Source organism: Ihubacter massiliensis (genome assembly GCF_024125305.1).
Classification (GTDB): domain Bacteria; phylum Bacillota; class Clostridia; order Peptostreptococcales; family Anaerovoracaceae; genus Hominibacterium; species Hominibacterium faecale.
This window is the reverse complement of record NZ_JAMXVH010000001.1, coordinates 4042456-4056800: the sequence shown is the minus strand read 5'-3', so window position 1 is coordinate 4056800 and position 14345 is coordinate 4042456. Positions and strand designations below refer to the sequence as shown.

General features: G+C 48.9%; 13 protein-coding genes. 4 read left to right on the top strand and 9 right to left on the bottom strand.

Annotated elements, in window-relative coordinates; translation table 11 throughout:
- Positions 1-12: 12 nt before the first annotated feature.
- Genes NIA71_RS18520 through NIA71_RS18495 form a run of 6 tightly spaced genes read right to left on the bottom strand, consistent with a single transcriptional unit; the run spans position 13 to position 4600 of the window.
- Positions 13-834 carry a carbon-nitrogen hydrolase family protein gene (locus tag NIA71_RS18520; protein WP_227754739.1) on the bottom strand — a complete coding sequence of 274 codons (822 nt, stop codon included), beginning with the start codon at positions 832-834 and terminating at the stop codon, positions 13-15.
- Positions 831-1541 carry an RraA family protein gene (locus NIA71_RS18515; RefSeq protein ID WP_253021171.1) on the bottom strand — a complete coding sequence of 237 codons (711 nt, stop codon included), beginning with the start codon at positions 1539-1541 and terminating at the stop codon, positions 831-833. Before NIA71_RS18515 ends, NIA71_RS18520 begins: the two co-directional genes overlap by 4 nt.
- Positions 1522-1797, bottom strand: coding sequence for a hypothetical protein (locus tag NIA71_RS18510; protein WP_148395648.1), 276 nt, complete (start codon positions 1795-1797; stop codon positions 1522-1524). Before NIA71_RS18510 ends, NIA71_RS18515 begins: the two co-directional genes overlap by 20 nt.
- A 3-nt stretch (positions 1798-1800) precedes the next feature.
- Positions 1801-3246, bottom strand: coding sequence for a sodium:solute symporter family protein (locus tag NIA71_RS18505; RefSeq protein ID WP_148395647.1), 1446 nt, complete (start codon positions 3244-3246; stop codon positions 1801-1803).
- A gap of 12 nt (positions 3247-3258) precedes the next feature.
- Positions 3259-3999, bottom strand: a complete 741-nt coding sequence (locus NIA71_RS18500) for a creatininase family protein (RefSeq protein ID WP_253021170.1) — start codon at positions 3997-3999, stop codon at positions 3259-3261.
- Positions 4000-4018: 19 nt separating this feature from the next.
- Positions 4019-4600, bottom strand: coding sequence for a hypothetical protein (locus NIA71_RS18495; protein WP_148395645.1), 582 nt, complete (start codon positions 4598-4600; stop codon positions 4019-4021).
- A 173-nt stretch (positions 4601-4773) separates the two neighbouring features.
- On the opposite strand from NIA71_RS18495, the gene NIA71_RS18490 reads away from it, so the two are divergent.
- The 3 genes from NIA71_RS18490 (at position 4774) to NIA71_RS18480 (ending at position 7586) form a co-directional block, all read left to right on the top strand.
- On the top strand, positions 4774-6294 hold the full coding sequence (locus tag NIA71_RS18490) for a hypothetical protein (protein WP_253021169.1): 1521 nt from the start codon (positions 4774-4776) through the stop codon (positions 6292-6294).
- Between the two features lie 760 nt (positions 6295-7054).
- Positions 7055-7324, top strand: a complete 270-nt coding sequence (locus NIA71_RS18485) for a type II toxin-antitoxin system RelB/DinJ family antitoxin (RefSeq protein ID WP_148395643.1) — start codon at positions 7055-7057, stop codon at positions 7322-7324.
- A complete protein-coding gene (locus NIA71_RS18480; RefSeq protein ID WP_148395642.1) occupies positions 7317-7586 on the top strand; it encodes a Txe/YoeB family addiction module toxin in 270 nt (89 codons plus the stop codon). The genes NIA71_RS18485 and NIA71_RS18480 overlap by 8 nt, the downstream gene beginning before the upstream one ends.
- Before the next feature lie 411 nt (positions 7587-7997).
- Here NIA71_RS18480 and NIA71_RS18475 read toward each other — a convergent pair whose 3' ends face one another.
- The 3 genes from NIA71_RS18475 to NIA71_RS18465 are packed head-to-tail and all read right to left on the bottom strand — an operon-like array spanning position 7998 to position 12335.
- The gene (locus tag NIA71_RS18475) at positions 7998-9278 is read right to left on the bottom strand and encodes a benzoate/H(+) symporter BenE family transporter (RefSeq protein ID WP_148395641.1); all 1281 of its coding nucleotides are present in this window, start codon (positions 9276-9278) and stop codon (positions 7998-8000) included.
- Positions 9262-10911, bottom strand: a complete 1650-nt coding sequence (locus NIA71_RS18470) for an amidohydrolase (RefSeq protein WP_227754746.1) — start codon at positions 10909-10911, stop codon at positions 9262-9264. Before NIA71_RS18470 ends, NIA71_RS18475 begins: the two co-directional genes overlap by 17 nt.
- Before the next feature lie 17 nt (positions 10912-10928).
- The gene (locus NIA71_RS18465) at positions 10929-12335 is read right to left on the bottom strand and encodes an MFS transporter (RefSeq protein WP_227754747.1); all 1407 of its coding nucleotides are present in this window, start codon (positions 12333-12335) and stop codon (positions 10929-10931) included.
- 183 nt (positions 12336-12518) lie between these two features.
- Between NIA71_RS18465 and NIA71_RS18460 the strand changes: the two genes are divergently transcribed.
- Positions 12519-14318, top strand: coding sequence for a helix-turn-helix domain-containing protein (locus NIA71_RS18460; protein WP_253021168.1), 1800 nt, complete (start codon positions 12519-12521; stop codon positions 14316-14318).
- Positions 14319-14345: the final 27 nt, after the last annotated feature.

Sequence of the window (14345 nt, the reverse complement as noted above, 5' to 3'; positions counted from 1 at the left end):
TTTTTCTACACCTCACTTTATCTTGTAAACTTCCGGTACTCTGTTATGAAAGGTACCCACTGCATCCCCAATTTCCTTGGGATAATCCGGATCCACATATGCCTGTATGTAACCGGCCTTATCCGCAGCGATAGCCTCGGGGACGCCCCATGGATCGCAAATGAGGCTGCGCCCGCAGAAAATATTGTCTTCGTTGAGCTTTCCAAAGAGGTTAACCCCTACCACATACATGGAGTTGTGCAGCGCTGTGGCAGTGAGGATATTCTGCCAGTGGTCGCTCCTGGGAGAATAGAAGGCCGATGGGATAAATAAGTATTGAACGCCTTGCAGCGCCATGGTCCTTGCCGCCTCCGGAAAGCGAATATCGTAGCAGATGGAAATTCCGATCTTTCCAAAGTCCGCATCATAGGTGAACAGCTTGTTTCCTGCTGTGATCTGGTCCGATTCCTGCTCTCCGCCCATGGCGTTCAAGGCATCGAACAGATGAATTTTGTCATATCTGCCGACGATTTCTCCGCTGCGGTCGAACAGCAGGGCCGTGTTATAGATGTTTCCGTCTTGCTGTTTGTGGGCCACGGTCCCGCCGATGATATAGGTATTGAACAGCTTGGCCCGCATGGAAAATTCGTCGATGATTTCCTGGGGATATTCCTTGATCAAAGGGGTTTCGTCCAGATCCGGCGCATAATAGAAATATTCCGGAAGTACGACCATATCCACGGTTTTATAGGCTTTCAGCGCCTCATCCATCAAGTCCAGCGCCTGTTTGAAATTTTTATCCTTATCCTTTGTGGGCGTAGTTTGAATCCCTACAAAGCTTAATTTTTTTGTCATGATTCCTCCTTTATCAAATCGGAAGCAAACGTTGCGGCAAATGGTTCTCTTTCTAATGGATAATCGGGAACATAGAGCTGCTGCAGGGTCTTTCCCTGTAACACTTCTTCCCGTTCCTCCGCTTCCGTATCCTGATCGGCTATGGCTGTATTAATCAGCTCCTCTGCTTCGAATTCCCTCAGTACCAGGACTCCGTTTTGATCCGCCAGGATCAGGTCGCCCGGATGGACCGGGACCCCTCCGCAGGAAATGTCAAAATTAATTTCCCCGGAATCCTCGATGAACTTGGTCGTTAAAGGACTGGTCCCAGTAGCAAAGATTGGGATACCGATTTCCATGATTTCTTCATAGTCTGTCATCGGCCCATCTACGACGATCGCTGCCAGTTTGCGCACGCTGGCGCAAAGGGCGACCATTTCGCCCACACAAGCGTGTGAAACATCGCCGCAGCGGTCGATCACAAGAACATCTCCTTCATGGGCCATGCTTACAGCCACATGCAGCGCCTTTGATTCCTGCGCCGGTATGCGTACGGTAACCGCCGGACCAAACACGTTTCCTGTATTGGGATTCATGCAGCGTATCCGCGGATTCATAAAGCCGAATTCCGAATAATGGCCGATGGCTGCGATGCTCACTTGTTCCAGCTTCGCTTTATACCTTCCTGTATTGACAGGCTTTCTTTGATTAATTCTTAGTTTTGCCATTGGCCCCCGCTTTCTCTGCCTCTTTTATGCTGGCAGTCATCATTTGATCCGCATGGATAATGGCCTTGATGCCGTACCATAAAACGATTGCCGCCGGTATGATGAGCATTGCTGCGCATTCGTATGCCAGCCAGTCCCACCGATAGACGAAACCAAAGATGATAATCAAGGACTGTACCAGAATTACGATCAGCGAAATCGCTGTTACAACTGTATCTTTGCCGTCATCGTATTTGCTTGAGGTTTCTTTTTTCATTGTTTACGCCTCCAATTTCTTCATATTATCGTTTTGACCGTCTTTATAGGTAAACTTGGCAACAATCATGAATACAAAGAACGCTGCTACCCAAGTGATATTGTTGGCAGGTATGCCTGTCGATTCTGCCAGCACATAATTCCAGAACAGCCAGAATACATATCCGAAGGCTGTGCTGACCCAGCCGGCTGCCGGAGTTCGTTTGGAATAAAACAGGCCCACAACCAGGGGAATGAACAGACCTGCCACCTGAAAACCGGTGACAAAATACAGACCGTCAATAATGCTGGAAAGCCAGGCCTGGGTGCTGAGCATGGAGAATATAATGATTGCCACGGTGGCAATATTGTTCCAGCGGATCATTTGAGCGTCCGACAAAACTTTTCCCGTTATGCCCGTATACAAATCCTTGGTGCAGGCTGCCGCTTGAACCAGGATATAACTGCTGAGGGTGGACATGACCGCCGCGATCAGGCCGGCAACGAACAAACCACGCAGACCAGTCGGAAGAGCAGCCATAACCGTATTCCAAAATGCCTCATAGAAAACTGCATCCGGATACAGGGTCTTGGCGCAGAAGCCCATCATAATGACTGCTGTACTGAATACCAGCCACATGGGAATGCAGAACATGAACGAGCGCTTGGCTGTTTTTGCCGAATCCGATGCGGAAAAACGCTGATACATCATTGGTTCGGTATAAATGCTCAGTCCAATGAGGGCCCAGGAAAGGGCTGTGGCACCGTTCATCCCTCCGGTGGGCTCGAACAGGGTCGGCTGACTTCCATTCAAGGTTCCGAAAATCGCATCCCATCCACCTGCCATATTCATAACCGCGATTACGCCTACGCCTACGGAAAAGCTGATAAATCCCAGCTGGAATACATCGGTCATGGTTACCGACCACATTCCGGATGCCAGCACATAGATGCCGACGATGCAGCCGGAAATGAGGATTGCCACAAAGCTTGGAAAATCGAACATCATCTCCAGTAGCTGGGAAATGACCAGAAAGTTTACGCCGTTGTAAAGAACTCCCGCCAGAACAGCCACGGTTCCAAGGACCTTTGATTTCCGATCGTATAAAAATTCCATCAGATCGGGTACTGTCATCACGTCTTCAGGGATTTTTCCCCTCACTAAAGGGGCGATCCAAAGAGCAAAAGGCACCCGGGAGAGGGTACATGGGATAACATACACGATCATTCCGGCAATACCGATGGTTGCTCCATATTCCGCTACTCCAATCACGGAATATCCGTCATACCAGGATGTCATCATAGTTCCGATGACCAGAGGCAGAGTCAGGGACCGGCCCGAAAGGAAATAACTGCTCATGCTTTTTCTGGCCTTGCTCCGAAATCGCAGCCCGATAAAAATCATTAGAAAAAAGTATCCGATCAGGATCACCGTATCGGGAACGGCCCAGGGGACATTTACGTGTAACATTGCTTTCCTCCTTTATTTCCTATCATCCGCTTGCCACTGGTCAATGAATCCGCTGATAACATTGACAGCATTTTCGATCATAACTTTTCCTTTTTCTTCGCTTCCGCAAAAGGGATCTCCCAGAACAGAGGTCTCGGTCTCCTTATCAAAGTACTCATAAACATACAAATCCGGGATTTCCTCTTTTTCCTCCTTCTCATTGCGGATCATTTTCTCCTCATTAACCAACTGGGGGAACAGATATTTTAAGATGGACGTTCCTGCCTCCGCAGCATGGCCCAGCGGAAACTTGCTGTCCATCAGCTCCTCGTTGATGTGGTAGATAAAGCGCCACCAGTCGATGTGGGCGCATTCCATGCCGTAATCCCGCATGGCATCCGACGCTGCTTGATCGATGGCACCCAGATTACCCACATGTCCGCATAGAAACAAGACTTTTTTCATGCCCTGCCGATGAAGGCTTTCGAGCACATCCCGATACATGGCCAGGATGGACATGGTGGAAACAGAGAGGGTTCCCGTGTAGCACATCAAATCCTCTGAAAAGCCGTATGAAATCGGCGGAGCTACAAAACAGCCGGCCTTTTGTGCTGCTCGCTTTGCCACTTCATAAGTCACCAGCCAGTCAGATCCCATCGGCAAGTGATGCCCATAGGCTTCTGTGGCTCCCACCGGAAAAATCGCTGTATCGGATTCTTTTATAAACCGTCCGAATTCTTCCAGGGTCATTTCTGCAATCAAATGCTTATCCATTGGTACGTTCCTTTCTTGTTCAGTTGTAAACAAAATAATTGGAAAAATCGTCTGCCGCTATAAATTGAGTCTGGGTTTTACCGGCAAATGCGACGCGCACTTCATAATAGGGCCGGTAAAATTTTTCAATATGGTCCGTTTCCAACTCAGGAGGCCGCTTGTATTTTGCCATCAAAACCTTCCACCTGGCGTCTACAATGGCTCTTTTCTCCGCCTGCGCCCGGGTCAGGGTATCAGCCACCAGCAGCTCGGGTTCAATCGCCTTTTTCACCAGCTTGAGATTGAGCTTTTCCTCATTGGCGCCGCATCCTCTTATGGGATCTACGATAAATTCGATGGTCCCGTCATCTGTCCGGTTCTTTTTAAAATAGGATACGGAATATTTAAGAACGACTCTCCAGCAAGGCAGATAGTGAAATTTAGCAGATAAAACCTTCGGCCGAATCAGGAAGAGGCGCTTTCTGACCAGGTAAGGCAGGTCTTCTTCCGATATCGTGTGCAAGGTTACCTTTACTTTGACACCTTTGCTTTGTTTTTCCTTGTCCGTCGGCGTGGAAGCCTTAGCAGCCTTGAGCTGTTTTACTAATGTTTCTTTTTCCATTTCGTTTTCTCCGTAAGACGTCTTTATTGATCCTGCATGCAACTCAATAGTAGCAAATTTTCGAAATATTACAACATGTATGTGACACTTGTCAGTCAATGCTAATTGACAAAAAATTGACACCGTAATACAATAACTGTACTATGGTGCTTAAATGAAATGGAGGTATGAATATGAAAAGCAGCGTCTCTCCCCTTTCCCTTATTTTAGACCACTTACATATTTCCGCTGTCGACCTGGCGGCAGGCATTCACGTGGATCCATCTTTGATCAGCAGGTGGCGGAACAAAAACCGGAAGTTCAACTCCTCTTCCGCCCATTACTCTAATACTCTGAATTTTATTTTGGATCAGGATGAGCGGATCAACTATCAGAATATCGCCATTTTCCTCATGGACTATATGCCGGAAGCTGCCATCACCAACCGGGAAGAAGCGTATAAGGCTTTGGATTTGTGGATGAGCGGCCATTTCAGCGTTTCTCCCTACGAAACCCTTCCTCCTTCCGTAGATAACGCCAATGTAGCTGATGTGGGCATCATTAAGGGGGAAAGGCAAAAAAAAGAAGCCCTGCTCTATGCGCTGGACACCACTTTGATGCTGCCGGAGCGAAAGCATCTCTATCTGATGTTTGATGACAGTACTGACCGAATATTGGAGCAGGAGTCCTTTTACATTCCCTGGATTCAGAGACTTCACGAAATTATTAAAAAGGGCCATGAAATTTCCTTTATATACAGCAGCGATTTTTTCCGCTCCTGCATCGTGGATTTGGATAATTTTCTCTCTCTATGTTTTTCACCCAATTTCCACGCTTATTACATGCCCAAGGGAGCCATCCCCGCTTTTGATTTGTGCATCTTGGAAGATGTCTTAGCTTTAACCAACTTCACCCCTTCCATAGGTGATAAAAAAACCACCCTCTATTCCTTCACCCATCCGGACATCGTGCGCCGGCTCCAGCTCCAATATGAAAACCAGCTCAATAGCTGCGAATTGCTGGTAAATCACGATGATAAAAAAATACGGCAAGTCGCTATAACGCTCAAAGGAATTCAACATATGGGCCAGAAACTTTCGGTGTATGACAGTACGCCCTTCGTCTTTCCCATAAGGCCGGAAAACTTTCAGAAAATATTGGTTTACAATGGTTTCAGCGCTCCAGAGATCGAAGCGATCATGATGCGCTATTTAACGTTCATTTATCATCCATGCCTGAGCTCCAATTTCAATGACTGCCAGTTTCTCTTGAATATGGACGGTATCTTTGACGCCTTGGACCAGTATCAGTGTATCTTCCTGCCAAAGCTGCTTTCCAACAAAGATATTGTCATTCCCAAAACCCTCTATTATCTTTATTTAAAGGAGATTTTCGATTATGTTTCCAACCCCGAATCTTCTGAGATCAACGTTGAAATCGCCATGGTCACCGATTCCTGCACCGGACTTCCCAGAGATACCACGGTCTACGCGGTGGATAATCTGTGTGCCTATATCAATACCTACTCAACTCCCAACGAGGCCAAACATCTGCTTTTCACCAACCCCTTCGTCGCCGCAGACGCTTATCGGTATCTGGAGAACCTGCGCATCGGTCTTCCGGAAGAAAATAAAAATATGACGCAGCTCCTATTGATCTTGAATCAGATGTTTGAAAAGGTCCCTTCGGGTGCAGCAGGCTCTGATTCGGGTTGATTTGTTAGGTTTGAACCCTAACGCAATCCTGCATTTTCCTCTCTGGTTTCAGCAATAGGATTTTTCGGACCCTCTAGCCGGGGCGGGGAAAAGATTAAAAAATCCTTGGTAAATTTACACGTTTTTCAACGGTTAAACCCTCTTCGACCGGCTCTGGAGCAAGTAAGATCGCTTTTTAGCAATATAAGGTCTCGCAAACCCACAACTTTGCGTAAAGAATGCGAATTTTTATGAAAATTTTCCTGATTTGGCGATAAACATAAATTTATATATTAAAACCAGGGCTGTAGAAGTTTGCGGATCGGAGCATTGGTGTGGCCCGGGCCGGGCCGGATTTTGGAGGCCGGGGCATCAATATGACCCCGGCGCGCAAGCCAGACTGGAACCGGCGCTGAGAGCAGATTATCGCGATCCGGTCCGCCAGGCCTTTTCCACGATGATTTTGGGCCATTTTCACCGTCTATCCACCGAAAAACAGCGAAAAATCATCGCTGATCCTTCTTTTTTTAATCTTCAGCGATGAGAATTCATCGTAAATCGGGCTCAAAAGAGGCTCCCACGATGATTTTATATTTTATCCGTAATCCGGGGCCAGAACAAATCTTTAGCCCAGGCCCGGGTCCGAGCCAAAAGATATCCGTACCCAACCCAAAAATCCGGATCCGATTACAATATGTGCCTTTTGTATTACAACAGCTTGTAATTTGCATACAATAACGATATAATTAAGGTGTACAGAATACAGAAAGGAGTTGATTTTATGGCACAGTCAACCATAACTGCGCGAGTAGACGAAAAGGATAAAGCCAGATTTGACGCTTTTTGCTCCAATGTGGGTCTAAACACCTCCACAGCCATCAATCTTTTTGTGAAAGCAGTTTTACGCGAAAACAGGATCCCATTTGAAATTGCAGAAACCACTGATCCATTTTTTTCTGAATCGAATATGGCCTATATAAAAAAATCCGTTCAGGAACTTCGTGAAGGGAAAGGGACGGCGCACGAACTGATTGAGATAGAAGATGAGTGAAAAAATTTGGTCAGACGATGCCTGGAAGGACTATCTCTATTGGCAAACCCAGGACAAAAAAACAGTAAAACGCATCAATCAGCTCATTAAAGATATTGAGCGTAATGGCTGCATGGAGGGCATCGGGAAACCCGAACCCTTAACCGGTGACTTGCAGGGCGAATACAGCCGCCGCATCAACGAGAAGGACCGATTGGTCTACCATATGGAAAACGGCCGCATCTACATCGTGCATTGCAGAGGACATTATGGAGATAAGTAACCGCACATGATGCCCTCGTCTTGAAAGAGAAGCGATTCTTGCCCGGGCCGGGGCATCAATATGACCCCGGCGCGCAAGCCAGACCGGGACCGGCGCTGAAAGCAAATCATCGCGATCCGGTCCGTCAGGCCTTCTCCACGATGATTTTGAGCCATTTTCACCGTCCATCCACCGAAAAACAGCGAGAAATCATCGCTGATCCAACTTTTTCTAGTCTCCAGCGATGAGAAATCATCGCAAATCGGACTCAAAAGAAGCTCCAACGATAATTTTACTTTTCACCCGTAATCCGGGGCCAGAACATATCTTTACCCCAAGCCAAAGACCCAGGCCCAGCTATAAACAGCACCGTCCACCCCAAAAAAGCAAAACAGAGCCATCAACTCAAACGGCTCCATTTTACAGTACACATTAATCCATTACTGCTTGGTCCGCTGCAGGACCGGTTTCCTTTTTCTCGCTTCGGCCCCGGGCGATCATTTGCCGCCACTGGCCGTTCTCCATGCAAAGGGTTACGATCCAGCCGAATACAATGGCCCACACAGGCGCACCGATTCCCAGAATACTCACTTTGGACAGGCCGATGAGAAAGGCTGCCAGCGCGCCCATCTGAAAGCGGCCGGTCCCAAAAGCACCTTGTAGCGAGCTCACCAGCAGGCCGGTCATGGCGATCCCGCAAATGAGATCGATGATCGTTCCCGGCAGCTGCATGATAAACGGGATCAAAATGCCTGAAAGTACACAGACCACCAACACGCCGCCGCAGTAGATGACTGCTCCTGCGAATCTTCTTTCCCGTCTGCCCGCATCCTCTCCAGCGAGAATCGCCATAACCGGGCCGGCAAGAGAAATGGTATGCCCCAGGCCAAAGGCCGCCAGTATGGAACCCAGCCCGCTGAGTACGGTCACACTATTGAGGGAAAGATCACAGCCGTTGGCTTTTAAAACCCCGTAACCTTTGAAAACATCCGCCACAGCCATAATCACCAGCGGCAGCGACACGGTCAGAAAAACATTGCTGGTAAAATCCGGCCCTGTGAAAACCGGCAGCGACAGACCGTAGGAGCCTGCCGATCCATCCGCTTCTCCCGAATGGAGAAAAACAGCACATGCGATGCCCACAGCCAGCGCTATGATGTGAGGCGGAACTTTCTTCGTCACCAGGGGAAATGCGACAAAGGCGCCTGCGATCAGCGCTCCCGAAAGAGGGTCTGATGCTATGGACCTTACGATATCCAGCCCGTAGCTCATAAAAACCCCTGCCACCATCCCCAGAATCACTGGAAGGGGCAAATACCTGCTGATCCAGCCGATCATCCCCGTATATCCCACCAGGAAAAGCGCAACCCCGGCTGCGATGAATCCGCCGACCATTTCCGGCAGTGTAAACTGATCGAACATGGGTTTTAATACCACGATCGCAGTCAGGGAACCCGCAAAATAAAAGGGCGTCCGGTAATAAATGCTGGCAAAGATGGAAATCAGTCCTCCCACCGCCATACTGCACATGACAAAGGATGCGGCCTGCGCCGAAGTCATCCCCGCGCTGGCAGCCACAGACGACAGCATGGGGATAGCGCCCGCCAGCACGAAAACCATGGAGGTCAGAGCCGCAAAGATATTGCGGCTCTCGCACTTAAACTCCTTCTTTAGATTGTGAAAGCCATTTCCTGATTCAATGAGCCTGCGCATCGTAAATCACATTCCCTTCTGAAACCGTCATCAGGATGGGTATTTGCCCGATGGTATCCGCCGGCACCTCAAAGATATTTTTGTCCAGCACCACAAAGTCCGCGAATTTGCCGGGTGTAATGGAACCGGTGATGTCCTCGGCAAAATCGGCATAAGCCGCATCCAGAGTAAAGGTTCGGATCATCTCTTCAACAGTCAGCGCTTCTTTGGCGTTTAGCACATTGGACGGGTCGTCGGCGTCATCCCTGAAATCACAGCGGGTCACCCCCATTTGAATGCCCAGCAGCGGGGCCGGCGGCTGAGTAACCGGAAAATCACTGCCCGAGGACAAAACGAGTCCTGCTTCTTCTGCCAGACTCCTCATGGGATACTCGTTTTCCGCCCGCTCCTCACCCAGGAACGGCACCTCCAAGCCGTAGAAATAACCTTTTTCTTTAGCAAACCAATAGGGATTTGCCGAAACCACAACCTGCCGCTCCCTGAGGCGCTGGTAATCATCTTTATCCACAATCTGCATATGAGCGCCGATGGGCCTGATATTAGGCTGCCCGTTTTCCGCCGCGGAGCATTCCAGCGCTGTCAGCATCTGATCCACAGCCGCATCTCCGATCACATGAAAGTGCATCTGAAAACCGTGGTGCTCCGCCCAGGAGCACAGCTTATTCAGCGCGGCCTGGCTCCAAACCGGCTCTCCGTAATAGTCCGGCCGATGAGCATAGGGCTTTTTCAGAAAAGCGGTAGCGCCCTCCACAACCCCGTCCACCAGCACTTTAATGCTGTTTGCGGCAAACCGCGTGCCGGCACCGGCGGCCGTTCTTTCCGTCTGATAGTCCTCCAGCATCGAATCCACCGCTTCGGGTCTTGCCATGAAGGATCCACGAATTTTCACCTTCAGCTCTCCTGCCTGGTCCATCACTTTGTAGGCTTCATAATAATTGGTATACAGCTCAACCATGGGATCGTGGACCATGGTCAGCCCCAGCTGGCCCATCATTTCTTCCAGATAGCGCACTGCCTTTTTCACCTTATCTACCGAATAGACAGGCTTAATGGCATGAAAGGGTTCCTGAGCGCACTCCCGGAAGGTTCCGGAAAGCTCCCCTGTATCCGCGTCCTTTTCCAGAACGCCCCCTTCGATCACCGTATCTTTTGTAACGCCGGCCAGCCGGATCGCCGCTGAGTTTGCCCATATACTGTGATGATCTCCCGAATCCAGCACAATGGGAATATCCGCCGCGATTTCATCCAGCCATTCCTTTCTGGGGCCGTGGTCGTCAAAATACGTGTTAATCCAGCCCGCCCCTTCCAGAAAATCAATATCCGGATGGGCTTCATAAAAATCCCGGACAGCGTTCAAACAATCCTCTTTCGACTGGGCCCGGGCCAGGTCCACCTTAAACAGCACTTCCGCGCAGCCCTGTACCGCATGAATATGGGAATCGATGAATCCCGGCAAAACCGTTTTTCCCTGCAGATCGATATACTCTGCATCTGCTCCCGCCTTTTCGGCGACTTCTTCTTCCGTACCCACAGCGATAAATTTCGTATCTTCCACACAGAAGGCCTGGGCCCAGGGACAGCGTTCGTCCACCGTGTAGACCCTCCCATTTCCGTAAATCACTCGTTTATCCATTTCTTCCTCCCATTTCCTCAGATGACACGTTCCAGTCCTTCTTCCTGATAGTCCTCACCCTTCTTTTTGGCTTCCATCACGGCTTTCAGCTGGTCGAATTTCGCTTTGGTCAGCGGGAAGGCTATCGCCATAACGCCGGACAGAATCAAGAAGCTTGAAGGTATGATCGTAAAGGCATTTTCGATACCTGCTACAGCCGATGCGGACTGCTGGGGCAGCGTAGGATCGTATCCTGAAACGGATAGGATGATTCCAAGCACCTGGCTGGAAATAGCGGCGCTGAACTTGGCGAAGAAAATACCTGCTGCGAAAACCGCGCCTTCTCTGCGCTCACCGTACTTGTATTCATAGACTTCGCACATATCCATGTTGATGGCCGGAATCAAAGTCCAGTATGCTCCGTTGGCAATGCTGAAAATCGCCATATACAAAAGGAGCATGCCAAAGCTTTCAATGGATATAAATTTGAAACAGAACATGACTGCGCCTGAGCCTGCGATGCATAAGGCCGCGGCCGCTTTCTTGCCGATCTTCATGGAAATGGCCGAAACGAGGGGTACTGCCACGATGCCGATCAGAATGTAAAGGAACATAACCAGCGCCAGCGTTTCTTCGGTGGACTGCATCTTGTGGTATACGAAATAGGCGATGTCCGCATTGATCATGCTGTATCCGAACATGAAGGCCATGAACATACCCAGCAGGAATTTGTAAGGCTTGAGCTTGAGGATTTTCAGATAGGTCTTGAAGCCGTTTTCTTTCTTTTTCTCTGTAATGGCTTCTTCCCGAACGTTCATGATCTCGTGGCCTCTGGTGGTTCTCCAGGTGATTAAAATACAGATCATGGCGATTCCGCCTGCGATCATGGCCATGGATTGCCAGGCCCGTCCCGGGGCCATTCCCTGACCGATGAACATGGCTACCACCAGTGACGGAGCCGACATACCTACGATGTTGCCCAGCAGGTTAAAGATAGTTGCCGGCGCGCGCAGCTTGGTTCTCTCGTCGTAATCCAGGGTGAGCTCTGCGCCCAAAGCTGTGTACGGAATGTAAAACGTTGTGTAAGATGTCCAAAATACCATGGCCATGATAACGTAGTAAACATTCTTGGCGTTGCCATCCAGGGGCACGTTGGTAAACAGCAGGACAAAAGCAGCGGCCAGCGGCACGGCGACCGCGATCAAATAGGGTCTCCTTCTTCCGTACTTGGATCTGGTATTATCGGATATCTGTCCCAGAATGGGGGTCGATACCGCATCCCAGATAACGGCGATGAGGGAAATGCTCCCGGCCAGGGCCGGACTAATCCCAGCGATATCCGTCAGGAAAAATAATAAAAACATAAAGACAAAGTTGTAAGTGATCGCATCCGATGCGGAAGCAGTTCCATATCCCAGGATCACTTTCCATGATAATTTTTTCATATTCGCGTCCTCCTTTATTTTCTTCAGTTTAACTGAGAGGGCAAATAAGAAATAGGCGGTTTCTTGGTACAAATTATACAGTTTATTGGCAACTTTCTGTTTTTTCAGATTTTTTAGGCCCATACGCTTTACCGCAAGCCCCTGTCATTCTATAATAGAGAAAACAATCCAATTCAGAAGGGAATGATGATCTTGTCTCAGACCGAAAACATCAATATTTCACTGGCGCAGCCTTTGATGCAGGAATTTCCGGAAGGAATCCGCCTCTCACGCTTTTCCTTTTTTTCTCTGCGGGAATATCCGATCCACACCCATCTTCATATGGAGATCATCTATGTTTTGGAAGGAAGCCTCTCCATTAAGGTGGGAGTCTCCAATTATACCCTCTCCGCAGGGGAATTTACAATCATGAATCCATTTGAACTTCACGGTTTATACTGTACCGATGAGCCCAACCGCGTATGTCTTTTAGAGATCAGCCCCCAGTTTTACGACCCCTGTCAGGAAGGCACCATCTTTGTATCCGAGTATAAGCTCTACCAGGACGCGGCCAAAGACGACTTCTCGAAGATTGAAGAGGTTCTGCGCAAGATTTTTCATTTACACCTTTCGACCATGCTGGCAGAGGACAGTCCTGACGGCTATCTTCCGGTTTACGCAAGCGCCCGCAATGAGGAATATGAAAAAATCCTCCTTCGTACCTTGATTAATTATTTTGAGCTCCACTTCACTGCGGAATATTTTCTCCTCAGCGATCATAAAGAAAACACGCTGCGGGATAGCTTTGTCCAGGCCGACCGGCTGAAAAACATCCTCTCTTATTTTTATGAAAACTTTCCTCAGAAGATCCAACTGCAGGATGTGGCTGATCGGACTTACGTCAATCGCTACCATATCTCTCATTTGGTGAAATCCGGGATTGGCTTTACCTTTTCCGAACTGCTGCAGCATATCCGTATTGAAAAGGCGGAAATATATCTGCTGGGAACCGATCTGCCCATCAGTCAGATTGTCTTTGAGCTGGGCTTTTCTTCTTATCGGTATTTTAATCAGCATTTTAAGAGCCTGTTCCATATGACGCCCAACGCATACCGGCAGAAGTATCAAAAAGAAACGATTTTACATAAAGAAATTTCCGTTCTCTCGCCCATTCCCCAATCTGCCGCCGAGTCGCTGCTGATGCGTCTGGACTCGATTAAGACCACTGCTTCCATGGGCGCCGGAAAGCCTGAAATCCGTTTTATTGATCTGAAAAACGTCCCGGACCGGCAGGACGGACACGGCCCACTTCCATCCGGCGCAGACGCTTATTCCGATTTGAACTGGCCCGAATCCCATATTTTGTATGATTCGCCCTACATGGCTTCTTTGCTGCTTTCACAGATCGCTTTGGTAGGCCCCGGCCCTTTCTTAAAAAAATATCCCTGTTTTGCATGCAGGGATGAAGATTGCTCAGGGAATTCCCTGCCCTTTAACGGCAGGCCCGGCGCTGTCACCCAGCAGGGACTTTGTAAAGCTTCGTTTCATACGCTGGAGTTTTTAAAACACTTTGAGGGTGATGAATTTCCCATTGACGCCGGCTCTTTTCTGGCTTGGTCAGGACCGGATTCTGAAAGGATCCTTCATCTGCTCCTTTATTATGCGCCTCTGGATATCGGCCAGCTGCTGTCCCGCAGCTTTCACATGCCGCAAGCTCTGGCTTCCTACGTGGAAGAGCGCACCCAATCTATGGCAAATCGAACCTTTGTCGTTGAGCTTCCTCAGGATTCTTTAGCTATGGAGCAGAAGCTGAAGCGTTCCATGGATCCCTTTGTCCAGTGGCAGAGGCTGGGTTGTCCTCCGTCTCTGGATCAGGAAACCGTTCAGCTTTTGAACAGTGCCTTTCAGCCGGACGCTTACTTTTTCAAACCTCAGGAGCGTCTGGAAATTACGCTGGCGCCTTTTGAGGTGAAGTATTTTCAGTTTACATTTCCGCACAAATAAGAAAAAACGGCGGGGGCTTCTTTTGCA